The organism is Rhodoplanes sp. P11 (genome assembly GCF_964266735.1).
Taxonomy (GTDB): domain Bacteria; phylum Pseudomonadota; class Alphaproteobacteria; order Rhizobiales; family Xanthobacteraceae; genus Rhodoplanes; species Rhodoplanes serenus.
In genome coordinates this window covers 387,664-412,316 of sequence record NZ_CAXWGY010000018.1, presented here as the reverse complement: position 1 = coordinate 412,316, position 24,653 = coordinate 387,664, and the positions used below count along the sequence as shown (strand labels likewise).

The 24,653-nt window shown below is 71.5% G+C and carries 24 protein-coding genes and 1 tRNA gene; 18 read left to right on the top strand and 7 right to left on the bottom strand.

Features of this window, described 5'->3' with window-relative positions; translation table 11 throughout:
- Positions 1-338: 338 nt before the first annotated feature.
- The 8 genes from phaR (at position 339) to ACFQUV_RS18745 (ending at position 7,127) form a co-directional block, all read left to right on the top strand.
- Positions 339-956: a polyhydroxyalkanoate synthesis repressor PhaR gene (gene phaR, locus ACFQUV_RS18780; RefSeq protein WP_111387944.1), complete on the top strand. Its 618-nt coding sequence runs from the start codon at positions 339-341 to the stop codon at positions 954-956.
- Positions 957-1,590: 634 nt separating this feature from the next.
- The gene (locus ACFQUV_RS18775) at positions 1,591-2,565 is read left to right on the top strand and encodes a tripartite tricarboxylate transporter substrate binding protein (RefSeq protein WP_129607312.1); all 975 of its coding nucleotides are present in this window, start codon (positions 1,591-1,593) and stop codon (positions 2,563-2,565) included.
- 4 nt (positions 2,566-2,569) lie between these two features.
- A complete protein-coding gene (locus ACFQUV_RS18770; protein WP_129607313.1) occupies positions 2,570-3,022 on the top strand; it encodes a tripartite tricarboxylate transporter TctB family protein in 453 nt (150 codons plus the stop codon).
- A 13-nt stretch (positions 3,023-3,035) separates the two neighbouring features.
- Entirely contained in the window at positions 3,036-4,535 is a 1,500-nt protein-coding gene (locus ACFQUV_RS18765) for a tripartite tricarboxylate transporter permease (protein ID WP_129607314.1), read from the top strand.
- Between the two features lie 83 nt (positions 4,536-4,618).
- The gene (locus ACFQUV_RS18760; RefSeq protein ID WP_129607315.1) at positions 4,619-5,368 is read left to right on the top strand and encodes a hypothetical protein; all 750 of its coding nucleotides are present in this window, start codon (positions 4,619-4,621) and stop codon (positions 5,366-5,368) included.
- A gap of 188 nt (positions 5,369-5,556) precedes the next feature.
- Positions 5,557-6,672 (top strand): copper-containing nitrite reductase, encoded by a 1,116-nt coding sequence (gene nirK / locus ACFQUV_RS18755; protein WP_129607316.1) that lies wholly within the window; start codon positions 5,557-5,559, stop codon positions 6,670-6,672.
- 64 nt (positions 6,673-6,736) lie between these two features.
- Positions 6,737-6,904, top strand: a complete 168-nt coding sequence (locus tag ACFQUV_RS18750; RefSeq protein ID WP_165363736.1) for a hypothetical protein — start codon at positions 6,737-6,739, stop codon at positions 6,902-6,904.
- Positions 6,905-6,908: 4 nt separating this feature from the next.
- A complete protein-coding gene (locus tag ACFQUV_RS18745) occupies positions 6,909-7,127 on the top strand; it encodes a hypothetical protein (RefSeq protein WP_307719431.1) in 219 nt (72 codons plus the stop codon).
- A gap of 496 nt (positions 7,128-7,623) precedes the next feature.
- Here ACFQUV_RS18745 and ACFQUV_RS18740 read toward each other — a convergent pair whose 3' ends face one another.
- Together ACFQUV_RS18740 and ACFQUV_RS18735 are read right to left on the bottom strand one after the other, a co-directional pair.
- Complete coding sequence (locus ACFQUV_RS18740; protein ID WP_129607318.1) at positions 7,624-8,907, bottom strand: DUF6538 domain-containing protein; 1,284 nt, start codon at positions 8,905-8,907, stop codon at positions 7,624-7,626.
- 84 nt (positions 8,908-8,991) lie between these two features.
- A tRNA-Leu gene (locus tag ACFQUV_RS18735) sits at positions 8,992-9,076 on the bottom strand.
- Positions 9,077-9,505: 429 nt separating this feature from the next.
- Here ACFQUV_RS18735 and ACFQUV_RS18730 point away from each other — a divergent pair.
- Together ACFQUV_RS18730 and ACFQUV_RS18725 are read left to right on the top strand one after the other, a co-directional pair.
- Complete coding sequence (locus ACFQUV_RS18730) at positions 9,506-10,489, top strand: complex I NDUFA9 subunit family protein (RefSeq protein ID WP_371851657.1); 984 nt, start codon at positions 9,506-9,508, stop codon at positions 10,487-10,489.
- Between the two features lie 56 nt (positions 10,490-10,545).
- On the top strand, positions 10,546-11,688 hold the full coding sequence (locus ACFQUV_RS18725) for an alpha-hydroxy acid oxidase (RefSeq protein ID WP_129607596.1): 1,143 nt from the start codon (positions 10,546-10,548) through the stop codon (positions 11,686-11,688).
- A 19-nt stretch (positions 11,689-11,707) separates the two neighbouring features.
- On the opposite strand, the gene ACFQUV_RS18720 is transcribed toward ACFQUV_RS18725, so the two are convergent.
- Positions 11,708-12,229, bottom strand: coding sequence for a GNAT family N-acetyltransferase (locus ACFQUV_RS18720; RefSeq protein ID WP_307719434.1), 522 nt, complete (start codon positions 12,227-12,229; stop codon positions 11,708-11,710).
- A gap of 132 nt (positions 12,230-12,361) precedes the next feature.
- Between ACFQUV_RS18720 and ACFQUV_RS18715 the strand changes: the two genes are divergently transcribed.
- Complete coding sequence (locus ACFQUV_RS18715; RefSeq protein ID WP_129607594.1) at positions 12,362-12,775, top strand: hypothetical protein; 414 nt, start codon at positions 12,362-12,364, stop codon at positions 12,773-12,775.
- Positions 12,776-12,785: 10 nt separating this feature from the next.
- Here ACFQUV_RS18715 and ACFQUV_RS18710 read toward each other — a convergent pair whose 3' ends face one another.
- Genes ACFQUV_RS18710 through tsaD form a run of 3 tightly spaced genes read right to left on the bottom strand, consistent with a single transcriptional unit; the run spans position 12,786 to position 15,320 of the window.
- The gene (locus ACFQUV_RS18710) at positions 12,786-13,208 is read right to left on the bottom strand and encodes an EVE domain-containing protein (RefSeq protein WP_129607592.1); all 423 of its coding nucleotides are present in this window, start codon (positions 13,206-13,208) and stop codon (positions 12,786-12,788) included.
- A 23-nt stretch (positions 13,209-13,231) separates the two neighbouring features.
- Positions 13,232-14,221 (bottom strand): NAD(P)H-dependent glycerol-3-phosphate dehydrogenase, encoded by a 990-nt coding sequence (locus ACFQUV_RS18705; RefSeq protein WP_129607590.1) that lies wholly within the window; start codon positions 14,219-14,221, stop codon positions 13,232-13,234.
- A gap of 10 nt (positions 14,222-14,231) precedes the next feature.
- Positions 14,232-15,320 (bottom strand): tRNA (adenosine(37)-N6)-threonylcarbamoyltransferase complex transferase subunit TsaD, encoded by a 1,089-nt coding sequence (gene tsaD / locus ACFQUV_RS18700; RefSeq protein WP_111383344.1) that lies wholly within the window; start codon positions 15,318-15,320, stop codon positions 14,232-14,234.
- A gap of 105 nt (positions 15,321-15,425) precedes the next feature.
- Here tsaD and hemC point away from each other — a divergent pair, with 105 nt between their 5' ends.
- The 5 genes from hemC (at position 15,426) to ACFQUV_RS18675 (ending at position 21,925) form a co-directional block, all read left to right on the top strand.
- The gene (gene hemC / locus ACFQUV_RS18695; protein ID WP_129607588.1) at positions 15,426-16,358 is read left to right on the top strand and encodes a hydroxymethylbilane synthase; all 933 of its coding nucleotides are present in this window, start codon (positions 15,426-15,428) and stop codon (positions 16,356-16,358) included.
- Between the two features lie 16 nt (positions 16,359-16,374).
- Positions 16,375-17,097: a uroporphyrinogen-III synthase gene (locus tag ACFQUV_RS18690; protein ID WP_129607587.1), complete on the top strand. Its 723-nt coding sequence runs from the start codon at positions 16,375-16,377 to the stop codon at positions 17,095-17,097.
- Between the two features lie 102 nt (positions 17,098-17,199).
- Positions 17,200-18,576: a COG4223 family protein gene (locus tag ACFQUV_RS18685; RefSeq protein ID WP_129607585.1), complete on the top strand. Its 1,377-nt coding sequence runs from the start codon at positions 17,200-17,202 to the stop codon at positions 18,574-18,576.
- A gap of 12 nt (positions 18,577-18,588) precedes the next feature.
- Positions 18,589-20,511, top strand: a complete 1,923-nt coding sequence (locus ACFQUV_RS18680; RefSeq protein ID WP_378395441.1) for a heme biosynthesis protein HemY — start codon at positions 18,589-18,591, stop codon at positions 20,509-20,511.
- 10 nt (positions 20,512-20,521) lie between these two features.
- Positions 20,522-21,925, top strand: a complete 1,404-nt coding sequence (locus tag ACFQUV_RS18675) for a hypothetical protein (RefSeq protein ID WP_129608254.1) — start codon at positions 20,522-20,524, stop codon at positions 21,923-21,925.
- 28 nt (positions 21,926-21,953) lie between these two features.
- Here ACFQUV_RS18675 and ACFQUV_RS18670 read toward each other — a convergent pair whose 3' ends face one another.
- Complete coding sequence (locus tag ACFQUV_RS18670; RefSeq protein WP_129608255.1) at positions 21,954-22,661, bottom strand: GntR family transcriptional regulator; 708 nt, start codon at positions 22,659-22,661, stop codon at positions 21,954-21,956.
- Between the two features lie 171 nt (positions 22,662-22,832).
- On the opposite strand from ACFQUV_RS18670, the gene ACFQUV_RS18665 reads away from it, so the two are divergent.
- Both ACFQUV_RS18665 and ACFQUV_RS18660 read left to right on the top strand, forming a co-directional pair.
- Positions 22,833-23,636, top strand: a complete 804-nt coding sequence (locus ACFQUV_RS18665) for an igiC (protein WP_129608256.1) — start codon at positions 22,833-22,835, stop codon at positions 23,634-23,636.
- A gap of 31 nt (positions 23,637-23,667) precedes the next feature.
- Positions 23,668-24,648, top strand: a complete 981-nt coding sequence (locus ACFQUV_RS18660; RefSeq protein WP_129608257.1) for a tripartite tricarboxylate transporter substrate binding protein — start codon at positions 23,668-23,670, stop codon at positions 24,646-24,648.
- Positions 24,649-24,653 lie beyond the last annotated feature (5 nt).

The window sequence follows — 24,653 nt, the reverse complement described above, 5'->3', positions numbered from 1 at the left end:
TGCCTGCTGTCCGGTACGGTGGTGGCGTCTCTCCCGAACGCGCGCTCGGTGCGGAGCTTGGCACGGCGACATGGCGCTCGACAATCGGGTGCGACGACCGACCCGAACCGGACCGCGGGTGACTGGACCGTTGGTGAGGGGGCGGGCTTCGATACGACCGGCCGTGACCGGCCGCAGGCGCCCCGCGCATGGGGGCTTCTCGCGGGTGCTCACACAAAACGGTAGCCGACGCCACGGATTTCGCCTATTCCTTGGTTCCCGAACTATATTTTGGGCGAGCGCACACCACTCCCGCTCCGAGACATCGTCGGACATCTCAGTCGCAGAGCAGACGCGCCATGGCCAAGCCCGAAGCCCCGGTGATCATCAAGAAATACGCCAATCGCCGGCTCTACAACACCGGTACGAGCACGTACGTCACGCTCGAGGACCTCGCCGGAATGCTGAAGTCGGGCGAGGACTTCGTCGTCTACGACGCCAAGACCGGCGAAGACATCACCCGCTCGGTGCTGACCCAGATCATCTTCGAGCAGGAGGGCAAGCAGGGCCAGAACCTGCTGCCCATCACGTTCCTGCGCCAGCTCATCCGCTTCTACGGCGACAGCATGCAGATGCTGGTGCCGCGCTATCTGGAGAGCTCCCTCGACCTGTTCTCGCGCGAGCAGTCGAAGTTTCGCGATCAGATGACGCAGGCCTGGGGGGTCGGCGGGTTCGGCACCATGGAGGACCAGGTGCGGCGGAACATGGAGATGTTCCAGCGCGCCTTCACGATGTTCACGCCGTTCGCGCGCCGTGACGCCGCCGAGGGCGGCGACGCCGACAAGGCCGACCGCGGCGAGACGCGCGCCGACACCCCGGCGAGCGAGATCGACGCGCTGCGGCGCCAGCTCGAAGACATGCAGAAGCGGTTAGAGCGGCTGAGCGAGTCCGACAAGGACAAGGGCCACAGCACCTGACGGCGCGGCGGCACGGCCGCCGATGAATCGCCGCCGCGGCGTGGTGTCGCGGCCGGCGTTCCCGGCAATCCTTCTCGGCCCTGCCGACACGACCGTATGGGCGCGACATCGCGGCGCGTCCGCTGGCGTCGTTTGTTCGCCCGCGGGGGCGGCCCGTGCCAGTCGCCGACCGGCGCGACTGGGAGGCCGTCGCGTCGCCGATACGGCGGGTGAGACTCTCCCCTCGAGACTGCCCCCAAAGACGTCCCCTTGAGACTTGTCCCTGGACTCAGCGTCGCTCGATCGCGGTGCGGTACGCCCGTCTGTCGCGCTTGCGCCCCGCCGGTGAAAAACTCGGCCTCCCGTCCAGCCGCAAACGTCGAACGCTCGGCTGAGTCCGGACCGCCGCTTCGCGGCGGTCGGAGGTCGTTCAACGCATCTCAGATCATACGACGTCGTACAGGTGGTGCCGGACCGCTCCAGCAGAATGTGAATGCCGGCCATGCTGCGGGGGACTCACGCCGCGTCGCGAAGCGGGCTTATCATTTCCGCGGCGGCCGCGTTCTCCGTCCGCTCTGATCCGTCCGCTCTGATCCGTCGTCCGATCTCCCGCGTGTCGTCTCCGACCCGACCCGACCGGCCCAAGAGGACGCCCATGTTCCGACCCTTCGTCATGATCGCCATGGCGGCGTGGCTCGCCATCGCCGCCCTGCCCGCCACCGCCGATGCCCAGAGCTTCGGCCGCGCCGTGCGCATCGTCGTGCCCTACGCGCCCGGCGGCTCCTCCGACATCCTGGCCCGCCTGATCGCGCCGAAGCTCCAGGAGGCGATCGGCCAGGCCGTGGTGGTCGAGAACAAGCCGGGCGGCTCCGGCAATATCGGCGCCGATGCGGTCGCCAAGGCGCCGAAGGACGGCCACACGCTGCTGCTGCTCGATGTCGGCACCCTGGCGCTCGCGCCCAGCCTGTTCCCCGACCTCACCTTCGATCCGCAGAAGGATCTGGCGCCGGTCGGCATGATCATGTTCGCTCCTTACGTTCTGGCCGTGAGCCCGCAGGTGCCGGCGAAATCCATCGCCGAGCTGGTCGCCTTCGCCAAGGCCAATCCGGGCAAGCTGGCGGTCGCCAACTCCGGCATCGGCGGCATGAATCACGTCACCCCGATCCGCGTCGCCAAGGCGCTCGGGATCGAATGGAAGAACGTCCCCTATCGCGGCGGCGCCGCCGCGACCCGCGCCGTGGTGGCGGGCGAGAGCCAGGTGATCTTCAACGGCGTCAGCGCCACGCTGCCGTTCGTGAAGAACGGGCAGCTCGTCGGCCTCGCGGTGTCGGGCCCGGCGCGACTGCCGGCGGTGGCCGACGTGCCGACCTTCGACGAGGCGAAGCTGCCGGCCGGCGATGCCGGCACCTGGCAGGGCCTGATGGTGACGGCCGGCTCGCCGCCCGAGCTGGTCGCCAGGCTCGACGCCGAGCTGCGCAAGATTCTCGCGATGCCGGATATCGCTGGCAAGATCGCCGACCTCGGCGGCACCGTGAAGGCCGACGGCCCGGCCGCGTTCAAGAGCTGGTTCGCCGACAATGTCAGGACGCTCGGCGAGGTGGTGCGCGAGAACGGCATCAAGGGCGAGTGAGGTGATGGCGGAGCGCCGGCGCGGCGATCTGCGCGACCTGCTGTTCGGCGGCTTCCTGATCGCGGTCGCCGGCTTCACGGCCGCTGCCACCTGGTCGCTGCGGGTCGGCACCGCCGCCAATATGGGGCCCGGCTACATGCCCCGGGTGGTCGCCGCGCTGGTGCTCGCCTTCGGCCTCTTCTTCGTCATCCGCGGCGCGGTCGCGGCGTTCCACCCCATCGCGCCGCCGCAGCCGCGCGGCGTCGTCTTCATCCTGGCGGCGGTCGCCGCCTTCGCGCTGCTGGTGACCACCGCGGGGCTGATGATCGCCGCGGTCGTCACCATCGTGATCGCCGGCTTCGCCAGCCGCGAGACGCGGCCGCTGGAGACGGTGCTGTTCGGCGGCGCCATGGCGGTCGGCGCGGTGCTGCTGTTCGTCCAGGCGCTGAAGCTGCCGGTGCCGATCTGGCCGTGGTGAGGAGCCGGGCGCGATGGACCTGTTCGGCAATCTGGCGCTCGGCCTCGCCACCGCGGTGCAGCCCGTCAACCTGCTATACTGCCTGATCGGCGTCGTCATCGGCACCGCCATCGGGGTGCTGCCCGGCATCGGCCCGATCCCGACGGTGGCGCTGCTGCTGCCCTTCACCTTCGGGCTCGACCCGACCTCGGCCTTCATCCTGCTCGCCGGCATCTTCTACGGCGCCCAGTACGGCGGGTCCACCACCGCCATCCTGGTCAACGTGCCGGGCGAGACCTCGTCGGTGGTCACCTGCCTGGACGGCCACGAAATGGCCCAGCAGGGCCGCGCCGGGCCGGCGCTCGCCATCGCGGCGATCTCGTCGTTCTACGCCGGCACCATCGCCACCCTGGTGATCTGCCTGCTCAGCGTGCCGTTGTCGGCGCTGGCGCTGAAGTTCACCGCGGTCGAGTACTTCAGCCTGCTGGTGCTGGGTCTGCTCGCCGCCGTGGTGCTGGCGCACGGCTCCGTCATGAAGGCGCTCGCCATGGTGCTGCTCGGCCTGCTGCTCGGGCTGATCGGCATCGACGTGTCGTCGGGGGCGGCGCGGATGACATTCGGCATCGCCGAGCTCGGCGACGGCATCGACTTCGTGCCGGTCGCCATGGGCTTGTTCGGTCTCGCCGAGATCATGGCCAACCTGGAGCGGCCGCCGGTGCGCCAAGTGGTGAGCCAGAAGGTTCGCGACTTGGTGCCGAGCGTGGCCGATCTGAAGGCGGCATTCCCGGCGATGACCCGCGGCACGCTGATCGGCTCCATCCTCGGGGTGCTGCCGGGCGGCGGCGCCGCGCTGCCGCCGTTCACGGCCTATGCGATCGAGAAGAAGGTGTCGAAGAACAAGGCGATGTTCGGCCACGGCGCCATCGAGGGCGTGGCGGCGCCGGAGGCCGCCAACAATGCCGGCGCGCAGACCAGCTTCATTCCGCTCCTCACCCTCGGCATTCCGGCCAATGCCCTGATGGCTCTGATGATCGGCGCCCTGATGATGCACGGCATCCAGCCCGGCCCGCAGATCATGACCGAGCAGCCGCAGCTCGTGTGGGGCGTCATCGCCTCCATGTGGGTCGGCAACCTGATGCTCTTGATCATCAACCTGCCGCTGGTCGGCATCTGGGTGTCGATGCTGAAGATTCCGTACCGGCTCTTGTTCCCGGCGATCGCGCTCTTGTGCTGCATCGGCACCTACGGCATCGCCAACAGCGTGTTCAACATCTGGCTGATGCTCGGCTGCGCGCTGGTCGGCTATCTCTTCATCAAGGTCGGGGCCGAGCCGGCGCCGCTGCTGCTCGGCCTCGTGCTGGGACCGCAGCTCGAGGAGAATTTTCGCCGCGCCATGCTGCTCTCCGACGGCGACGTCGCCGTGTTCGTGCAGCGGCCGATCAGCGCCGGCCTGCTCGCCGTCGCGGCGCTGCTGATCCTGGTGCTCATGTCGCCCACCGTGTTCCGCAAGCGCAAGGAGGCGCTGGCCGAGTGACGCGACAGCCGCGGGCCGTGCGGGCAGGGTGACAACGCGGGCGGGGCTGCCCACATTGGGGGTCCGTTGCCGCGAGGTCCCCGATGCTGCATCCGTCCGCCACCGTCCTGCTCCTGTCGATCGTCGCCGCATCGAGCGTTGCGGTCCCGAGCGTTGCGGTGTCGAGCGACGGCGCGCTCGCCCAGCTCACCACCACGCCGGGTCCCGGCGGCATTCCGATCGCGCCGGGTGCGCCGGTGCGGGGCTATACGCCCGGCGGCATCGGCCCCGGCGGCGGCCGGGTGGCGCCCGGCCCGGCCGCCGGCGACGTGCCGATGTATCGCGAAGGGCCGGGCGGTGTGCCGGTGCAGGTGCGGCCGCGCCGCGAGGAGTCCCGGACCTCGTCGCCGACGCGGTCGTCCCGCCCGGCGCCGGCTGCCGATTGCGGCAGCGCCGCCTGCCTGCCCGACAGCCTGCGTCTCACCGTGACGGCGCGGGCCGACGACGGCGATTCGCCGCCGCCGCGCGCCATCGACTCGACCGGCGATCTCGCCGCCGCCCTGCGGGCGTGCTGGACGCCGCCGCCGGAGGAGCGCGCTCGTTCCGGCATGGAGATGACGGTGCGGTTCGGGCTGCGCCGCGACGGCACCGTGATGGGGACGCCGCGGGTGACCTATGCGACGCGCGGCGTCGCGGCCGAGACCCGCGATGCCTATCGGGCCGCCGTGACGCGGGGGCTGGAACGTTGCGACCGGCTGACGTTGTCGGAGCGGTTCGGCAAGGCCCTGGCGGGCCGCCCGCTGGTGGTGCGCTATGTCGATGCGCGCCGCGAGCGCCCCCGCGACGCGCGCTGATCAGGCGGTTGGGCGACCCGACGGCCGGCGTGCCGCGCGCTGTTTGCGGCACGACAAAGATTGCTCGTGCGCAAACAACGGCGCGGTCCGAACCGCGATGCACGCTCTCCTTGTCGCGGCGCAATGAAGCAGCTTGCCGTTCCGCCTAGCGTCACTCCCGCCAAATCACCCAGACAGGAGGGGTCTCGATGACCCGCAGGTCCGCATTGATGGGCGCCGCCATGGCCGCCCTGCTCGTCGCCGTGCCCGCGCTCGCTGCCGAACCCGATCTTCCGCGCAAGTCCGTCGAGCTGGTCGCCCCGCCCTTCGTGCATCCGCACGAGCAGGCCACCAAGGAGGGGCCCAAGATCGTCCAGTTCAAGATGACGATCAGCGAGAAGGAGGTGGTGATCGACGACGCCGGCACCAAGTTCCAGTCGATGACCTACAACGGCTCCATGCCTGGCCCCATGATGGTCGTCCACGAGGGCGACTATGTCGAGCTGACCCTGGTCAATCCGGCCACCAACACGATGCCGCACAACATCGACTTCCACGCGGCGACCGGGGCGCTCGGCGGCGGTGCGCTGACCAACGTCAATCCGGGCGAGCAGGTGGTGCTGCGCTGGAAGGCGACCCGTTCCGGCGTGTTCGTCTATCACTGCGCCCCGCAGGGCATGATCCCGTGGCACGTCGTCTCCGGCATGAGCGGCACCGTGATGGTGCTGCCGCGCGACGGCCTCAAGGATCGCGACGGCAAGCCGCTGCGCTACGACCGCGTCTACTACGTGGGCGAGCACGACCTCTACGTTCCGCGCGACCAGGACGGCAAGTACAAGAGCTACCCGTCGCTCGCCGAGTCCTACTCCGACACGCTCGAGGTGATGCGCAAGCTGACGCCCACCCATGTGGTGTTCAACGGTCGCGTCGGCGCCCTCACCGGCAAGAACGCCCTGACCGCCAAGGTCGGCGAGACGGTGCTGATCGTCCACTCGCAGGCCAATCGCGACACCCGTCCGCACCTGATTGGCGGACACGGCGACCATGTGTGGGAGACCGGCAAGTTCGCCAATCCGCCAGAGAAGAATCTGGAGACCTGGTTCGTCCGTGGCGGCTCCGCGGCGGCGGCGCTCTACACGTTCCTCCAGCCCGGTGTCTACGCCTACGTGAACCACAATCTGATCGAGGCCGCCGAGCTCGGCGCCACCGCTCACGTCAAGGTGGACGGCGAGTGGAGCGACGACCTGATGAAGCAGGTGACGCCGCCCGGCCCGATCGTTCCCGGCAAGGTCGGTGCGATCGAGACCGGCACCGTGGCCAAGTGAGGCGATGACGCCGCTCCGGTCCGCGGCTCGGCCGCGGACCGGAGACCCAGCGCGGGAGACGGCCGTGCGGCTCGCGACGGAGATCGGGATGGCGCTCGCTGCGGCGGTGGTGACCGCTGCGGCGACAGTGGTCGGAATGGCGTGGTTGGAGCCGGCGACAACGCCGGTGCTGCCCCACACCGTCGTCGCCGTGGCGCCCGGCGAGGTGCGCTATCGTCCTGCCGGGGACTAACACGGTGGCGGGCCGGCCGGCGGCGGCGCCGTCGCGCACCGTGCGGCGCAACGAGGCCGGCGAACTCGCCATGATCGATATCGTCGACGGCGGCAATCTGGTCTCCGAGATGCTGCCGCGAGCCGCCTTTTCGGCGCCGCAGACGTGCGGCACCTACGGTTCAGACAACCAAAGCGGGCTTGCGTTGAAAGACGATCCTGGTTTCGAACTTAAGCGTTTCTAGGTCGCTCATCGGGTGAAAGGACAAGTATGAAACCCGGTTCTTCAACAACAAAAGCACTTCATGGTCGGAGTACGACAGCATAACTGCGTAATTGCTGAAGCGCTTTCCGCTCTGCTCCGCACGCTCTAGTGTGCGCTTGACGAACTCTGTCCCATCTTCGATCCTCCTTCGGAGGGAGACCACCAGGTCGATATCTCCAACATCTGGGCTGTCTGTGATGTAGCTGCCGAAGCAGCGAATTTCGTCTACCCAGAGCAAGAGGTCCGTTCTTGAATTGATCTCCTTCGCCCGCTGAAGGAGATCAGCAACGAGCCGGTCCGCCTTTGCGCGTGGAATTGGCTTGGTGAAGCTGGCAGCAGCCAACCTCGACCCGAGAGCTGTCACCGTTAACAGGTCTTTCCTGTCCGCAGACCATGCCACCAAGCCTTCTGAGAGCATCGCGCCTACCAATCGTTCGGCTTGCGAGCTGTCGAGGTGAAGGGCGCTCTTGAGGTGCTCAAGGTGGAAGCTCTCCCAGACCTTCCGCAGGAAGTCTCGTATCGCCTTGATCGGAACGCCTCCGATGGTCGCTTTCGCGTCTACTCGCATCTGGCTCTTCTCCAGGTGTGGTTGACGTTGACTTGCCGCCGACCCCCTTCAGGATCGCGGAGGGACACCGCTCCTGAGCATTAACGCGGGGATGGCGTCGGCTCCTCCGGGACCGGGATGCGGCGGATCGCTTCGTCGAGGGGCGCGATCGGTCCGTGCCGATAGCCATCGGCTTCCTGTCCGCAGGCATGTCCCTGGATCGCGTCGGCTTCGCCTCGACATGCTTCCGCCGATCGCCGTAGAACAACGGTCCGGCGCCGCGCTCTCGCACGAAGTCGAGGAAGCCGCGCTCGATGATCGCCGGGTGGATCGGCACGGTGCGCTCGGACCCCTCGTCCTTCAGCGAGCCGCCGTTCTCGGTCAGCGCGATCTTCATCACCTGGATGCCGTCAGCCTTGGTGATCCGCCGCACGTCATCGTGCCCAAGGTGCTCCTTGAGCGATCGGATGTAGGACCGCCACGTCGTGATCGTGCTGGCCGACGGCGAGGACTCGCGCTTCCACCGTCCGAACAGGTCGTCGAGGGTCAGGGTCCCCTTGGGCGTGTCCGCCTCGGGCGACTTCGGACCGACGCCGCGCCACTCCGGGAACCGATCGGCGTCGGGGTCCGGCCGGTAGTCGCCTTCGGCGAAGCGGTGAAGAAGCCGCCCGGCCTGCTTCATCGCCTTGTGGATCGCGTCGCAGAGCCTCTCGCGGCTGTCCTCGTCGACCGTCAGCCGCTCCTCAGCCAAGAACTCGTCGACGATCGGGCCGATCTCTCGGACGACCGCGCCCTTCGCGGCGGCCCGGTCGAGAAGGTCCACCCACTTCCGCCAGACTGCGGGCGAGCCGGGCATGTCCCGCAGCCGATCGACCCACCGCCGATACCACACGCCGGATAAAGCGATCACCTGGGCGTGGGTGAGGGTTTCGGGGCCGCGGCGGACGCGCTCGCAGAACGCCTGGAACTGCGCCTGGGCGATCCCGTTCCTGGCCTTCGCCACCTCCGGATCGCGGGTTCGCAGCGAGACCTTGACCTCGGTGCCGATGGTGCCCGTCACCCTGATCGGCTCCCCGGACCCCATCTCGGGCGGGAACGAGAACACGACCTTGCCGCCGGCCTGCTTGGCCTGGATGTCAGCCGGAACGCGCTTGCGGAAGAGGAAGTGGGCGCTGTCGGAGCGCCGCGACGGCCGCGACATTGCGAGCACCATGTGTACCACCCGTGTGTACCGGTCGGGCGGTCAAAACTCCTGCGATGCTGGAAGTTGAGGCACATCAAGCGGTTGGGATGAGCTTGGTGCCCAGGAGAGGACTCGAACCTCCACGGCTTGCACCACTGGTACCTGAAACCAGCGCGTCTACCAATTCCGCCACCTGGGCCCAAGGCCGCCACATAAGGGGCCGGATTCCCTCTTGTCAACGGGCAGATGACGGGCGCGGCGCATCGGCGTCATGCGGCCGGTGGGTTGGTGGTCTTCGACCGTCAGCTCGGACCGTCGCCTCCGACCATCGGCTCCGCCTCTTCGCCGGCCGTCGCCCCGCCGCCGATGGCGTGTGATCGGCCGGCGTCGGTGCGCCGGCCATGCGGACCAGCCGCCCCCTTCGTCCGCCCCCCTCCGTCCGCCCCTCGCCGCCGCGCGCAACGCCTTGCCCCGCCGGATGCTGCGTCGGCGGGAACGGCCGAAGCCGCGTCGCTCGCCGGCCCGCGGCCCTGTACAGGCCCGCCGCCATCCTGTATTGCGCCGCCAGGGCCGATGCGCGCCGGACGCGGTGCCGCGGCGCTGCGCAGGAGATCCGGCGACCATGGCGATGTCCAACATGGCGATGTCCAACTCCGACACCCTCGTCACGATCTTCGGCGGTTCCGGCTTTCTCGGCCGGCACGTCGTGCAGGCGCTGGCGCCGGACTTTTGGCGGATGCGGGTGGCGGTGCGTCGCCCCGATCTCGCCGGCCACCTCCAGCCGCTCGGCCGGGTCGGCCAGATCCACGCCGTGCAGGCGAATCTCCGCAACGCCGAATCGGTGGCCGCGGCGGTGCGCGACTCGGCCGTGGTGATCAACCTGGTCGGCGTTCTGTTCGAACGCGGCAAGCAGTCCTTCGAGGCCGTGCATGTGGAGGGCGCCGCCACGGTGGCCCGCGCCGCCGCCGCCCAGGGGGCGCGGCTGATCCACGTCTCGGCAATCGGCGCCGACCCCGATTCGTCGGCCCTCTATGCCCGCACCAAGGGCGAGGCCGAGCGGGCGGTGCTCGCCGCCGCGCCCGACGCCGTTATCCTGCGGCCCTCGGTGATCTTCGGGCCGGACGACGCCTTCTTCAACAAGTTCGCCGCCATGGCCCGCATCGCGCCGGCGCTGCCGCTGATCGGCGGCGGCCACACCCGGTTTCAGCCGGTGTTCGCCGGCGACGTCGCGGCGGCGGTCCGCAAGGCGGTGGCCGGCGAGGCGACGCCCGGCACCGTCTACGAGCTCGGTGGCCCCGAGGTCGCCACCTTCAAGGAGCTGATGCGGCTGGTGCTCGACATCACCCAGCGCCGTCGCCTGCTGGTGCCGGTGCCGTTCTTCGCCGCCAAGCTGCTCGGCAGCGTCTTGAAGGTCCTGCCGACGCCGCCGCTCACGCCGGACCAGGTCGAGCTGCTGAAGACCGACAACGTCGTCTCCGAGGCGGCGACGCGCGAGAACCGCACCCTCGCCGGGCTTGGCATCGCGGCCCACACCATGGCGGCGGTGGTGCCGTCCTATCTGTGGCGCTACCGCCGGACCGGCCAGTTCAAGAGCCGCCGCAGCCTCGCCTGACGGGCGCGTCTCGTCCGCCGCCGCGCCCGCCGGCGGCCCCTCGCGGAGCGGCCGGCATGACGCCGATCACCAACATCGCGGATCTGCGCGCGGTCGGCGCCCGCAAGGTGCCGCGCGCGCTGTTCGGCTATGTCGACTCGGGCTCTTACGACGAGATCACGCTCGCGGCCAACCGGGCCGAGCTGGCCAAGCTGCGCTTCCGCCAGCGGGTGCTGGTCGACACCACCGGCCGCAACCTGGCGACCACGCTGGTCGGCCAGCCCGCCGCCCTGCCGGTGGCCATCGCGCCGACCGGCCTCACCGGGCTGATCCGCGGCGACGGCGAGGTGCTGAGCGCCCGGGCGGCGGCCGCGGCCGGCATCCCGTACTGCCTCTCCACCATGTCGATCGCCACCATCGAGGACATCCGCGCCGCCATCGACGCGCCGTTCTGGTTCCAGCTCTACGTGCTGCGCGACCGCGCCTTCAGCCGCTCGATGATCGAGCGGGCGCGCGCCGCCGAATGCCCGGTGCTGGTCGTCACCGTCGATCTGCCGCTGCGCGGCCAGCGCCACGCCGACATCCGGAACGGCCTCACGGTGCCGCCGCGGATCACCCTGCGCAACGCCGTCGACGTGCTCACCAAGCCGGCCTGGGGGCTCGGCGTGCTGCGCGCCAAGCGGCGCACCTTCGGCAACATCGAGGCGTATCTGAAGGGCCGCGTCAGCCTGATGGGCGCCGGCGAATGGTCGACCCACCATTTCGACCAGACGCTGAGCTGGACCGACATGGCGTGGATTCGCGACCTGTGGCCCGGCAAGCTGGTGCTCAAGGGGATTCTCGATCCGGCCGACGCCGAGCGCGCCGTCGCGGTCGGCGCCGATGCCATCGTGGTGTCGAATCACGGCGGCCGCCAGCTCGACGGCGCGCCCGCCACCGTCACGGTGCTACCCGAGATCGTCGCGGCGGTCGGCAGCCGCATCGAGGTCTTGTTCGACGGCGGCGTGCGCTCCGGCCAGGACGTGCTGCGCGCGCTGGCGCTCGGCGCCCGCGGAGTGCTGCTCGGCCGGGCGTATCTCTACGGCCTCGCCGCCGCTGGCGAGCGCGGCTGTGCCATGGCGCTCGACATCATCCGGCGCGAGCTGGAGATCACCATGATGCTCACCGGCGTGACCGACCTCCGCCGGGTGCCGCGCGACGTGCTGTACGACGGCGCCTGACGCGGCACCCTCGGCGGCCTCACAGTCGCCGCACCATGTAGCGGGCGGTGCCGTAGCTGGCGAGCTTATCGGCGAGCGCCGGATCGTCGACCGGCGAAAAGCCCTGGCGGGTCCAGAACCCGGCCGAATCGCCGACCGACACCAGCGACAGGGTGGAAAAGCCCGTCGCGCGGGCGTGCGCCGCGAGCATCGTCACGATGCGGCCGCCGGCGCCCGAGCCGCGCGCCGCCGGCAGCAGCGCGAGGTCGTGCAGGTAGTAGGTCGCCGCGTCGTCGGGCAGCCGGCCGAGAAGGCAGTCGAGCGCCGGCGCCGCGCCGCTCCGCCACGGGTGGCTGACCACATAGCCGATCACCGCGGAGCGGTCGGGGACGTCCGCACCGGCCTCGAGCACGAAGCAGCCGGCCGGCCATAGCCGCAGCCGCTCGGCGAACACCGCGGCGCTCTCCGGCAGGTCGGGATGCACCACCGCGGCGGTGGCGAGCACGGCGTCGAGATCGCCGGCGGCCATCGGCCGCCAGGCGGGAGTCGGAGCGGCGATCACAGGCGAAATGTTATCCGTCATCATCATGCCGGTGGGTGTCGCATCGGTAAGATGGCGCCGCGCATCCGTACTTTACCGCAGAGCGTCGTTTCGCCACTGGCGCGACGGCCGAATCCGCCCACATGCTCGGTCATGACCGACCATCGATCCGATCATCCGTTCGACCGCGCCGCCTCCAGTCAACCCGGAGCGGGTGAGCCCGAGCGTCCGCGGGTGGAGCCGGAGATCATCCCGCCCGGCGCCCCCGATCCCGATCCGCGTCTCGATCCGCGCCGGAGCGCTGGCCGCGGTCCCGAGGGCTTGCCGGACGGCGCCGTGTTCGTCACCATCGATCGCGACGGCCAGCCGCGCTACACCCGCATCGAGCCGCCCGGCCCGATTTCGACGGTGCTCGGCCTGGTGATCCTCGGCGCGGTCGCCGCCGGCATCCTGCTGGTGGCGCTCGGCGTCGTGCTGTTCTGGGTGCCGGTGGCGATCGTCGTGGTCGCCGCGCTGCTGTTCTCGGGCTATCTGCGCGGCCTGTGGCGCCGTTTCATGGGCCGCTGAGCCGGCCGCGTCAGCTCTTCACCCCGCCCATCCGGCAGAGGGTCTTCCATTCGGCCGCAGTCACCGGCTGCACCGAGAGGCGCGACTGCTTCAGCAGCGCCATCTCGGCGAGGCTCTTCTCGGCCTTGACGTCGGCGAGCGTGACAGGCGTCTTCAGCGGCTCCACCGCCCTGACGTCGACCACCACCCACGGGCTGCCGGGCTCGGCGGTGGGATCAGGATAGTGCCCGCGCGCCACCTCGACGATGCCGACGATCCGCTTCTCGTCGACCGAGTGATAGAAGAAGGCGCGGTCGCCGACCTTCATCTTCATCAGGTTCAGCTTGGCGGTGTGATTGCGCACGCCGGTCCACGGCTCGCCCTTGGCGCCGCGCTTCACCTGGTCGTCCCACGACCAGGTCGAGGGCTCCGACTTCACCAGCCAGTACGCCATGCGGGTCTCCTGCGCGACGACCGTCAATGCTCGGCCCGGAACGGGCGGGTGGTCAGCGCCTCGATGGCCTGATCGACGCTGAGGCGGCCGTCCAGCACGGCGGCGACCGCCGTGGCGATCGGCATGTCGACGGCGCGCTCACGCGCCATCTCGACCAGCACCGGCGCCGTGAAGGCGCCTTCGGCCAGCAGGCCGCCGTGGCACGCCGCATCCGGCGACAGCCCTTCGCCGATCGCGATGCCGAACGAGAAGTTGCGCGACTGCCGGCTGGCGCAGGTGAGGACCAGGTCGCCGAGACCGGAGAGGCCCGTGAGCGTCTCGATGCGGGCCCCGTAGGCACGGCCGAACCGCATCAGCTCGGCGAAGCCGCGCGTCGTCAGCGCCGCCGCCGCGCTGGCGCCGAGCCGCCGGCCGCGCACGATGCCGACCGCGATGGCGAGCACATTCTTGGCGGCGCCGCCGATCTCCACCCCGCGCACGTCGGTCGAGTGATAGGGCCGCAGCGTCGTGGTGCCGAGCGAATGGGCGAGCGCGGTCGCCACCGCGTCGTCGGCGGCCGCCAGCGTCACCGCGGTCGGCAGGCCGCGGGCGACGTCGGCCGCGAAGCTCGGCCCCGACAGGATCGCCGGCCGCGCCTGCGGCAGCGCCGCCGCTACCACCTCGGTCATGAAGCGATGGCTGCCGCGCTCGATCCCCTTGGCGCAGGCCACCACCGGCACGCCCGGCCGCACCGCGCCGGCGAGCGAGGCCGCGACGGCGCCGTGCGCCTGCGCCGGCACCACCAGCAGCACCGCCTCGGCGTCGGCGACGGCCGCCGGCCCGGCCGCCACCGTGATGGTCGGGTCGAGCGCCACGTCGGGCAGATGCGGCGAGGCGCCGGCCTCCCGAATCGCGGCGGCGGTTTCCGCGTCGCGGGCGACCAGCACCACGTCGCGGCCGGCGCGGGCCGCCACATTGGCGAGCGCGGCGCCCCAGGCGCCCGCTCCGACGACGGCGATGCTCCGATAGGTCATGGCGATCCGGTCATGCGGGAGCCGCCCCGGCGGCCGGCGCCCCGGCACTGCCCGGCTCGCGCGGCTTGCGCACCGTGTCGAGCGGCCAGCGCGGCCGCGGGCCGACATCGAGGGTGTCGGTGAGCCCGTAGGCGAGCCGCTCCGCCCCGGCCCAGGCGATCATGGCGCCGTTGTCGGTGCACAGCTCCGGCCGCGGCAGCACCAGCACGGTGCGGCCGTCGAGCGCGCAGGCGTTGAGGAGGGCGCGAATCGCCTGGTTGGAGGCGACGCCGCCGGCGGCGACCAGCGCCATCGGCTGGCCGAATTGCTCGCGGAACAGCGAAAGCCCGGTGCGCAGGCGGTCGCGCACCATGTCGGCCACCGCCTGCTGGAACGAGGCGCAGAGGTCGCGGACGTCCTGGTCGGACAGCGGCGCCAGCTTCTCGGCCTCCAGCCGCAGGGCCGTCTTGAGGCCGGACAGCGAGAAGTCGGCGTCGGGGCGGCCGACCATCGGGCGCGGCAGGGCGAACCGGGCGGGATCGCCGTCGCGGGCGGCGCGCTCCACCGCCGGGCCGCCCGGATAGTCGAGCCCGAGCACCTTGGCGGTCTTGTCGAACGCCTCGCCGATGGCGTCGTCGAGGGTGGTGCCGATCCGGACATAGTCGCCGACGCCGCGTACCGCGACGATCTGGGTGTGGCCGCCGGAGGCGAGGAACAGGCAGTAGGGGAACGGCAGGTCGTTGGTGAGGCGCGCCGTCAGGGCGTGCGCCTCCAGGTGATTGACGGCGACCAGCGGCTTCTCGTGCACGAGGGCGATCGCCTTGGCGGTGGTCAGGCCGACGATCAGGCCGCCGATCAGGCCGGGTCCGGCCGCGGCGGCGACGCCGTCGAGCTCGTCGAAGCGGCGGCCGGCCTCCTGCATGGCCTGGGCGATCAGCCGGTCCAGCACCTCGACATGGGCGCGCGCCGCGATCTCCGGCACCACCCCGCCGAAGGCGGCGTGCTCGTCGATCTGCGACCACACGATGTTGGAGAGGATGCGCCCACGGCCGTCGGCGTCGCGCTCGACCACCGCGGCCGCGGTCTCGTCGCAGGTCGTCTCCAGCCCGAGAACGATCATCGCTGCACGATCATGGATACCGGCGACTACGCACGTCGCCTTCGTCCCCTTCCCTCATGCGGAACCCGCTCCTATAAGGGCCTCGGCGTAGCATTGTGAGGTCCCATGGCGCAATCCTCGTCCCCGCCGCTCGTCCGCATCGGCACGCGCGGCAGCCCGCTCGCTCTCTGGCAGGCGCACGAGACGCAGAAGCGCCTCGCCGCCGCCCATGGCGTGCCCCTGGAGGCGATCGCCGTCGTCGTCATCAAGACGACGGGCGACATCATCCAGGACCGGCCGCTGTCCGAGGTCGGCGGCAAGGGGCTGTTCACCAAGGAGCTGGAGCAGGCGCTCTACGACGGCGCCATCGATCTGGCCGTGCATTCCTGCAAGGACATGGAGACGGCGCTGCCGCCGGGCCTCGTCCTCACCGCCTGCCTGCCGCGCGAGGACGTGCGCGACGCCTTCATCTGCAAGAAGGCGACGACGCTGGCGGAGCTGCCGGCCGGCGCGGTGGTGGGCACCGCCTCGCTGCGGCGCGGCGCCATGGTCAAGCGGCTGCGGCCCGACATCGAGGTGGTGTCGATCCGCGGCAATGTCGACACGCGCCTGCGCAAGGTCGACACCGGCGAGGTGGACGCGACGCTCCTGGCGCTCGCCGGCCTCAAGCGGCTCGGCCTCGCCGACAAGGTGACGTCGCTGTTCGATCCGGCCCAGTTCCTGCCGGCGGTCGGCCAGGGCGCCGTGGCGATCGAATGCCGCGAGGACGATGCGCGCACCCGCGAGCTGCTGGCGCCCATCGATCATCCGGTCACCCGCATCGCCATCACGGCCGAGCGGGCCTTCCTGGGCGCGCTGGACGGCTCGTGCCGCACCCCCATCGCGGGCCACGCCACGGTGACGGGCGACCGCGTCTCGCTGCGCGGCCTGATCGTCAAGACCGACGGCAGCGTCGCCCACGAGACCGGGCGCGAGGGCACGGTGGCCGAGGCGGCGGCGCTCGGGGCGGACGCCGGGCGCGAGCTGAAGGAGCGCGGTGGTCCGGACTTCTTCGCCTGAGCGGCGGAGGACGACCATGCGCCTGCTGGTCACCCGGCCGGAGCCCGAGAGCGCCCGCACCGCGGCGGCGTTGCGCCAGCGCGGCCATGCGGTGATCGAGGCGCCGATGCTGCGCATCGCGCCGGTGCCGGATGTCGTGCTGGGCCCCGGCCCGTGGGTCGCGGTCGCGCTCACCAGCATCAACGCGGTGGCGGCGGTGACGGCGAATCACTGGGCCGAGGCGCTGGCCGGGCTGCCGGCCTTCGCGGTCGGCGACCGCACCGCGGCGGCCGCCCGGGCGGCCGGCTTCGTCGACATCCGGGTGGCGGAGGGCGAGATCGGCTCGCTGGTGCGGCGGATCACCGCCGACCTGACCGGCGCCGACCGAACGCCGCCGGGCGATCCCGTGCTGTATCTCGCCGGCGAGGACCGGGCGGGCGATCTCGACGTGCTGCTCGCGCCGGTCGGTCTCGCGGTGGTCACCCGGGTGGTCTACCGCGCCGTGATGGCGCCGCGGCTGCCCGATGCGGCGCGTGCCGCGCTCGCGGCCGGCGAGATCGACGCCGTGTTGCACTATTCGCGACGCAGCGCCGATGCCTTCCTGGCCGCCTGCATGGCCGATGCGCTCGGCGACGCCGCCATCCGCCCGCGCCACCTCTGCCTGTCCGAGCAGGTCGCCGGACCGCTCCGCACCGCCGGCGCCGCCGACATCCGGGTCGCAGACCGTCCGGATCAGCCGGCGCTTTTCGAACTTCTTTAGCATTCCGGGGGATGGCGTTGTTGCCGTCACCAAACCGGCGCAGTATGCCGATGTGATCCGCATTGCCGCGGAAGGGTCCGCAATTGCAGCGGGGAGAGGTGGATGGCCGAAGACAACAAGAAGCCACCGGCAGACACGCCAGACAAGCGAGGCCCGCAGGGGACGACGCCGACACCGACGCCGAGTGCGCCGGCGTGCGCCGCCACCGACATTCGGGCCGGCACGACCGGGACCGACAAGCTCGACAAGGTCGAGCCCGACAAGGTCGAGAAGACCGACAAGTCCGGGACCGTCGGCAAGACCGAGACGATCGTGAAATCCGAGAAGCCCGACACGCCGGAGCGGCCCGCCGCCGCGTCCGCGCCGCCCGCCGCGACCCCCCGCGCGGCGGAGCGGACCGCGACGCCGCCCGCTCGCAGCCGAGAGGACACACCGATGGCGCGGTCGACGCGCGCGCAAGCGAATTGGGGATCGATGCTGACGGCCGGGATCGTCGGCGGCGCCGTGGTGGCGCTGGCCGCCGGCTCCGCCTGGGTGACGCTCTTTCCCGGCGACGGGGGTGACGGCGCCGTCGGCGCCAAGGTCGCGGCGCTCGAAGCCCGGGTCGGCGAGCTCGCCGCCCGTCCGGCGCCCGCCGCGGTGCCGGCCGATCTCGCCGGCCGGCTCGGCCGCCTGGAGGCCGCCGCCACGGCCGCCTCGCGCCAGGGTGGCGCCGACCCGGCCCTCACCGGCCGCCTCACCGCCGCCGAGGCCGCGGTGGCCCGTCTGGCCGAGCAGCTCGGCCGCGCCGAGAAGCGCCTCGACGACGCCGCCAAGTCCGGCGGTGTCGCGGCCGCGGCGGCGCCCGCCGCGCCGGGCGTGCAGCCGGCCGAGCTGGAGGCCCTCGCCACCCGGGTCGCCGGCCTGGAGCGCAACCTCGTCGCGCTCCAGCAGCAGGTCGCCCAGCGCGCCAACGCGCCGGTCTCCGACCGCGCGGTGCGGCTCGCGGTGCTCGCCTCCGGGCTGCGCACCCTGGTCGATCGCGGCGCCCCCTACCCGGCGGAGCTCGCCGCCGCCAAGCAGCTCGTCAGCGATCCGCAGACCTTCGCGCCGCTGGAGCCGTTCGCGGCCTCGGGCGTGCCGAGCGCCCTGGTGCTCGGCCGCGAGCTGGCCGCCGTGGTGCCGGCCATGCTCAAGGCCGGCGAGCTGCCGGCCCGCGACGACTATCTCGACCGCCTCCAGGCGGAGGCCGAGAAGCTCGTCCGCATCCGGCCCGTGAAGGACACCGCCGGCGACGATCTCGCGGCCCAGATCGGCCGCGCCGAGGCGAAGGCCCGCCAGGCCGATCTCGCCGGCGCCGTCGCCGAGCTGGCCAAGCTGCCACCCGCCGTGCGGGCGCCGGCGGAGCCGTGGATCAAGAAGGCCGAGGCCCGTCAGGCCGCCGTCGCCGCCGCCCAGCGTGTCGCCTCCGGCGCGCTCGGGGCCCTCGCCACTCCATAGGACAGGAATACGATGATCCGTGTTCTTTTATTCCTTGCCGCGGTCACCGCCCTGACGTTCGGCGCCGCGTGGCTGGTCGATCGCCCCGGCGACGTCGCCATCACCTGGCTCGGCTACCAAGTCGAGACCTCCGTCATGGTGGCGCTCGGCGCCCTGGTGGCGCTGGTGGTGCTGGTGATCCTGGTGTGGTCGCTCCTGCGGGCGCTGGTGAAGGCGCCCGGCCGCTTCGCCGCCCGCCGGCTCGATCGCCGCGCCCGTCGCGCCTACAAGGCGATCTCCAACGGCATCGTGGCGATCGGCGCCGGTGACGCGCTCGCGGCGCGCCGCTTCGCCAACGAGGCCCAGCGCCTCGCCCCCAAGGAGCCGCTGGCCCTGCTGCTCGGCGCCCAGGCGGCCCAGATCGCCGGCAACGGTGCCGAGGCGGAGCGCACCTTCCGGGCCATGGCGGCCCGTGAGGAGACCAAGCTGCTCGGCCTGCACGGCCTGTTCATCGAGGCGCAGCGCCACGACAACGCCGCGGTGGCCCGCGGCTATGCCGAGGAGGCCGCCAAGGCGTCGCCGACCCTCGCCTGGGCGGCCGAGGCGGTGCTTCAGTATCGCTGCGCCGCCGGCGACTGGACCGGGGCGCTGGCGGCGCTGGAGCGCAACATGCGCTCGGGCCTCGTCGCCAAGGATGCGTACAAGCGCCAGCGCGCCGTGCTCCTCACCGGCCGCGCCCTCTCGGGCGAGGTCGACGCCGAGCAGTCGCGCGCCCTGGTCACCGAGGCGCTGAAGCTGTCGCCCGGCCTGGTGCCGGCCGCCGCGCTGGCCGGCCGCCTGCTCACCGAGGCGGGCCAGGCCCGCAAGGCCGCCAAGGTGGTGGAGGCCGCCTACGCCATCAATCCGCATCCGGATCTGGTCGAGACCTACGCCAACATCGCGCCCAACGAGTCGAACCGCGACCGCCTCGCCCGCATCCGCAACCTCGCCAAGCTCGCCCCGAACCATCCGGAGAGCGCCATGGCGGTAGCCCGCGCGGCGATCGACGCCCAGGAGTTCGCCACCGCGCGGCAGAGCCTCGCCCCGATGCTGACCATGCCGACCCAGCGCATGGCCTCGCTGATGGCCGAGGTCGAGGAGAAGGAGGGCGGCGACGTCGGCCGCTCGCGCGAATGGATGCGGCGCGCCCTCCAGGCGACCCGCGATCCGACCTGGACGGCCGACGGCCTGGTGTCCGCCAAGTGGATGCCGGCGTCGCCCATCTCGGGCCGCATCGACGCCTTCGAGTGGCGCATCCCGATCGCCGATCTGGCCCCGCAGGGCCCGGTGATCGAGCACGACCAGGGTCGCCCGGCCGCCGCGCCGGCCGCCGCCGTGACGGCGGCTCCGGCGGCCCCTGCTCCGGCTGCGGCCACGCCGGCCGATCGCGCCGCCGCCGCCAAGCCGGTCTCCGAGGTGCCGCCGAAGGCCGAGGCCGAAGCGCCGATCTCGCTGCCGCCGCCGGTGAAGCCGGCGCCCGAGCCGCCCCGCAAGGCGGCGGCCCCGGAGCGTGCGTCATCGGCCCCGCCGGCCCCACCGCCGACCCCGCGCAGTGGCCGCCCCGCCCGTCGCGACGAGCCGCCGGCGGCGAGCCCGGCCCCGGAGGCCAGGCCCGCCGATCTCAAATCCGCCGATCTCAAATCCGCCGACATCAGGTCGGCCGATACCAAGGTCGCGGAGGCCAAGCCCGCCGAGGTGAAGGCGCCCGAGCCCAAGGCCGCCGAGAAGGCGGACACGAAGACCGCCGACACCGTGATCACCCTGCCGTCGTCGGCAGACGGGGGGCCGTCGACACCGGCCTCGCCGCCGACCATCGACGGCACCCTCGCGGCCGCGCCCGACAAGGCCAAGCCGGCACCGGCCGCGACCCCGCCGGCGGCCGACAAGAAGCCGGAGAAGCGCTTGTTCTTCCGCTGATCCGCCGCGCATGCCGGGACGCGCCGCGGCGATCCGCATCGGCTTCGGGCTCCTCGTGCTCGCCGTCCTCGCGACGGCGATCACGACCCGCCCGGCGAAGCGCCTGGTCGACTTCGATCAGGCGTTCTACCTGACCATCGCCTACGACCTCCGTCATCACGGGGTGTTCTCCAGCGGCGTGTTCGACACCGTCGACAGCACCCGGGCGGTGCCGCCGCCCGGCATGTTCTTCGCGCCGCTGTATCCGTGGCTGGTGGCCGCCGCCGCCACCGTCGATCCTCGCTTCGGCCGCACGCTCGACTGCACCATCGAGGCCAACGAGAACCACCGCGATCTCGCGACCTGCGAGGTCTACGCGCGCCCGGTGCTGCTGCTGCACGCCCTGCTGCTGGCGCTCGCGGTGCTGGCGATCGGCCGCGCCGCCGAGATCGCCGGCGGATCGCCGCGGCTGTTCTACGCCGCCGGGGCGCTCGCCACCATCGGCTTCGCGGCGGAGGCCGACCTCCTCTCCTTCGTGATGACCGAGAGCCTGAGCATCGCGGTGTTCAGCCTGTTCGGGCTGACCGTGGTGACGGCCCTGGCGCGCTGGCGGTGGATGGACTTCGTGGCCTGTGGCCTCGCGCTCGGCCTCGCCTGCCTGACGCGGCCGACCTTCCTGCTGCTGGCGCCGGTGACGCTGGCGATCATCGCGGCGGCGCGCTGGCTGCCGCCTTCGGCCGGTGAGCCCGCGGCGCCGGCGGAGCGGCCGTTCTGGCGCTCGGCCACGGCGTTCGCGGCGGCGCTCGCGGTGATGCTGGTGCCCTGGCTCGCCCGCAACGCCGTCTCGATCGGCAAGCTCGGCTTCACCGAGGAGTATGGCAGCGCCGCCCTGATCGAGCGGATCGCCTTCAACGCCATGACGCTGCGCGAGGCCCTGTGGGCGGTTCCGGCCTGCCTGCCGGCGGTCGGCCCGCCGCTGGTCGAGCGGCTCGCCGGCCCAGAGGCCCACGCCCGCTTCGTCTACGACACGCCGAACAGCTTCTTCTGGCTCGGCCGCAACCGGCGCGACGCGCTGGTGGCGGCGCATGGGCGTCTCGATCCGGTGACCGGGCCGATCGTGCGCGAGGAGCTGATCGGCGCGCTGCCGCGCCATCTCGCCACCTCGCTGCCGCTCGCCTGGTGCGGCCTGTGGGTCGGCCGGGCCTTCGGCCTGCTGCTGGTGCCGCTTGCCGCCTGGGGACTGGTGCGCGCCGTCCGCCGCCGCCGCTGGCTGCTGGTCGCCTACGCGGTGCCGGCCCTGGTGCTGGTCGGCGTGCACGGCGTTCTGGCCAACCACTATCCCCGCTACAATCTCGGCCTGATCGGGCCGGCCTCGGCGCTGGCCGCCTGGGCGGTGGCCGACGCCCTGACGCGACGGCGGCCGGGCGCCGCCTGAGAGCCGCGGGGCGCGGCGGGCCTGCCGCTCAGGCCGGCGGGCGTCGTCGTCGTCGCCGACCGGCCTCGGTCGCATCGGCCTCGGTGGTGCCGCTCTCCAGGTCGGCGATGATGGCGGCGCATTTGTGCCGGAGGTGGGTGCGCAGGATGTTGCCGAGCACGGTGCCGTCGCGTCGCTCGATCGCGTTCATCATCCCGTCGTGCTCCTGCATGGCCGTGGTCCAGATCGCCGGCGGCATCGGCGCGACGAAGCGGATGCGGGCGATGCGGGCGTTGGTCTGCATGTAAAGTCGCGTCAGCACCTCGTTGCGGGTGCTCGCCACGATGGCTTCGTGGATCTGCCGGTTGAGCGCGTAATAGGCGGCGAGGTCCCGCGTCTCGAAGCGCGCCCGCATGGCGACGTGGAGGGCGCGCAGCCGCTCGGTCTCCGCCTCGGTGATGCGGGTGCAGCACTGCTCGCCGGCAAGCTCCTCCAGCGCCCCGATGACGCTGAACAGGTCGCGCGTCTCGTCGATGGTGACCGGCTTGGTCCAGGCGCCGCGGTTCGGCACCAGATCGACGAGGCCCTCGGCGGCGAGCGCCTTGAGGGCCTCGCGCAGCGGCGTGCGCGACACCCCGAAGCGGTCGCATAGCTGCTTCTCGGGAACCCGGCTGGCCGGCGGCAGGTCGCCGCCGGTGACGACGTCGCGCAGGGCGCCGAGCAGATCGGCATGCACGTTCTGTTTCATGTCTCCCATATTGCATTCATTTTGGCCGGTTGAAAGCGGCGACGAGGTCTCGACACGGGCCGTTCAAAGAATTTTGCGCGCATTCTTGACTCCGGTCGACGGCCCCCTGTAGCGTAATGAATGCAATATGCCCCCTGGAGGGTGCTGGCACTCTCTCCGCTCCTGGTGAAAGGTCAAAAAATGAATTCATTAGTGAAGGAGCCGGCCGCCATCGCCGGCACCACCCACTCGCGCGAGCGCTACCGCAACGCCATGGGGCCGCGCGCCGTCATCGGCATCATGACGCCGGGGCCGAACGTCGTCGTCGAGAACGAGATGATGGACATGCGGCCGCGCGGCGTCATCAACGCGGTCGACCGCTATTACGTGCCGAACCAGAAGATCGCCGCCAACGAGGACTGGTCGATCATCATGCGCCATGTCGCCGCCAACCTCGATGACTCGGTGCGGCGCCTCAACGAGTGCCTGATCGATCACCTGATCCTCGGCATGTCGTCGCAGAGCTTCATGGGCGGCGAGAAGGGCAGCTTCGCGCTCCAGGAGCACCTGGAGAAGACCTCGGGCGTCGGCGTCACCATGGGGGCGCAGGCCGCCGAAGCCGCCTTCGAGGCGGTCGGCGCCAAGAAGATCGCGCTGCTGACGCCGTACTATCCGGTGATCGAGGAGAACGCGGTGAGCTACTTCACCAGCCGCGGCTTCGAGGTCGTGCATGTGGAAGGGCTCAAGTGCAAGAGCATCATCCACGTCGCCTCGCAGACCGGCGCGGTGCTGCGCGACGCGGTGCGCCGCGCCGACGCCCACAAGCCCGACGCCATCGTCCAGCTCGGCACCAACCTGCACTTCGCCTACGTGGCCGCCGAGGCGGAGCGCTGGCTCGGCAAGCCGGTGTTCGCGGTCGGCACCGCGATCTACTGGCACGCGCTGCGCAAGCTCGGCATCAAGGACCAGATGGACGGCTTCGGCAGTCTCCTGGCCGATTACTGACGCACCACGCGCAACCAGGGAGGAAGCGGCGATGACGACCGTATCGCGACGTGGTGCCCTCGGAATTCTCGGCGGCGCGCTGTGCGCGCCCCGCCTCGGAATCGCCCAGGAGGGCTACCCGAGCCGGCCGATCATGATGGTGGTCGGCTTCGCGGCCGGCGGCGGCACCGACATCGTCGCCCGGCTGATCGGCGCCGAGATCTCCAAGGATCTCGGCCAGCAGATCGTGGTGGAGAATCGCAGCGGCGCGAGCGGCACCATCGCGGCCGGGCTGGTGGCCCGATCGACGCCGGACGGCTACACGATGCTGATGGGCCACGTCAGCGCCAACGCCATGGTGCCGGCGGTGATCCCGTCGGTGCCCTACGAGCCGCTCACGTCCTTCACGCCGATCATGACGGTCGGCGCCGTGCCGCAGCTTCTCACGGTGCCGGCGAACTCGCCGGCGCGGAGCGTCCAGGACTTCATCCGCCTGCTCAGGGAGCGTCCCGGCAAGATGAGCTATGCGTCGTCCGGGATCGGCACCCAGCAGCATCTCGCCGCCGAGCTGTTCAAGCAGGCGACCGGCACCGACATGGTGCACATCCCGTATCGCGGCAGCGGCCAGGCGGTGAACGACCTGATCGCCGGCAATGTCGACTGCAATTTCGATACGGTCCCGACGGTGCTGCCGTTCATCCGCGCCGGGACGCTGCGCGGGCTCGCGGTGACGACGGCGAAGCGCACCCCGGTGCTGCCCGAGATGCCGACCATCGCCGAGAGCGGCGTCGCCGGCTTCGACGTCGAGACCTGGTACATGGTGATGGGGCCGAAGGGCCTGCCGGCCCCGATCGTGGCGCGATGGTCGGCGGCGCTCGGCCGGGCGCTCCAGTCGGAGGAGCTGCGCCGCCGTCTCGAGGAGCTGTCGACCACGGTGGGTGGCGGCACCCCGGCCGATGCCGAAGGGCTGCTGCGGCGCGAGATCGACAAATGGGCGGGCGTCGTGAAGACCGCCGGCATCCGGTCGCAGTGACGCGG

Bases quoted from the DNA above. Each gene is read 5' to 3' on its own strand.
- ACFQUV_RS18660 (WP_129608257.1), top strand. From the start codon at position 23,668: ATGACGACCGTATCGCGACGTGGTGCCCTCGGAATTCTCGGCGGCGCG.
- ACFQUV_RS18715 (WP_129607594.1), top strand. From the start codon at position 12,362: ATGACCGACCATCGATCCGATCATCCGTTCGACCGCGCCGCCTCCAGT.
- ACFQUV_RS18765 (WP_129607314.1), top strand. From the start codon at position 3,036: ATGGACCTGTTCGGCAATCTGGCGCTCGGCCTCGCCACCGCGGTGCAG.
- ACFQUV_RS18710 (WP_129607592.1), bottom strand. From the start codon at position 13,208: ATGGCGTACTGGCTGGTGAAGTCGGAGCCCTCGACCTGGTCGTGGGAC.
- nirK (WP_129607316.1), top strand. From the start codon at position 5,557: ATGACCCGCAGGTCCGCATTGATGGGCGCCGCCATGGCCGCCCTGCTC.
- ACFQUV_RS18690 (WP_129607587.1), top strand. From the start codon at position 16,375: ATGCGCCTGCTGGTCACCCGGCCGGAGCCCGAGAGCGCCCGCACCGCG.
- ACFQUV_RS18725 (WP_129607596.1), top strand. From the start codon at position 10,546: ATGACGCCGATCACCAACATCGCGGATCTGCGCGCGGTCGGCGCCCGC.
- ACFQUV_RS18770 (WP_129607313.1), top strand. From the start codon at position 2,570: ATGGCGGAGCGCCGGCGCGGCGATCTGCGCGACCTGCTGTTCGGCGGC.
- ACFQUV_RS18760 (WP_129607315.1), top strand. From the start codon at position 4,619: ATGCTGCATCCGTCCGCCACCGTCCTGCTCCTGTCGATCGTCGCCGCA.
- tsaD (WP_111383344.1), bottom strand. From the start codon at position 15,320: ATGATCGTTCTCGGGCTGGAGACGACCTGCGACGAGACCGCGGCCGCG.
- ACFQUV_RS18665 (WP_129608256.1), top strand. From the start codon at position 22,833: ATGAATTCATTAGTGAAGGAGCCGGCCGCCATCGCCGGCACCACCCAC.
- ACFQUV_RS18680 (WP_378395441.1), top strand. From the start codon at position 18,589: ATGATCCGTGTTCTTTTATTCCTTGCCGCGGTCACCGCCCTGACGTTC.
- ACFQUV_RS18740 (WP_129607318.1), bottom strand. From the start codon at position 8,907: ATGGTGCTCGCAATGTCGCGGCCGTCGCGGCGCTCCGACAGCGCCCAC.
- ACFQUV_RS18685 (WP_129607585.1), top strand. From the start codon at position 17,200: ATGGCCGAAGACAACAAGAAGCCACCGGCAGACACGCCAGACAAGCGA.
- ACFQUV_RS18675 (WP_129608254.1), top strand. From the start codon at position 20,522: ATGCCGGGACGCGCCGCGGCGATCCGCATCGGCTTCGGGCTCCTCGTG.
- ACFQUV_RS18775 (WP_129607312.1), top strand. From the start codon at position 1,591: ATGTTCCGACCCTTCGTCATGATCGCCATGGCGGCGTGGCTCGCCATC.
- ACFQUV_RS18705 (WP_129607590.1), bottom strand. From the start codon at position 14,221: ATGACCTATCGGAGCATCGCCGTCGTCGGAGCGGGCGCCTGGGGCGCC.
- ACFQUV_RS18670 (WP_129608255.1), bottom strand. From the start codon at position 22,661: ATGGGAGACATGAAACAGAACGTGCATGCCGATCTGCTCGGCGCCCTG.
- ACFQUV_RS18730 (WP_371851657.1), top strand. From the start codon at position 9,506: ATGTCCAACATGGCGATGTCCAACTCCGACACCCTCGTCACGATCTTC.
- hemC (WP_129607588.1), top strand. From the start codon at position 15,426: ATGGCGCAATCCTCGTCCCCGCCGCTCGTCCGCATCGGCACGCGCGGC.
- phaR (WP_111387944.1), top strand. From the start codon at position 339: ATGGCCAAGCCCGAAGCCCCGGTGATCATCAAGAAATACGCCAATCGC.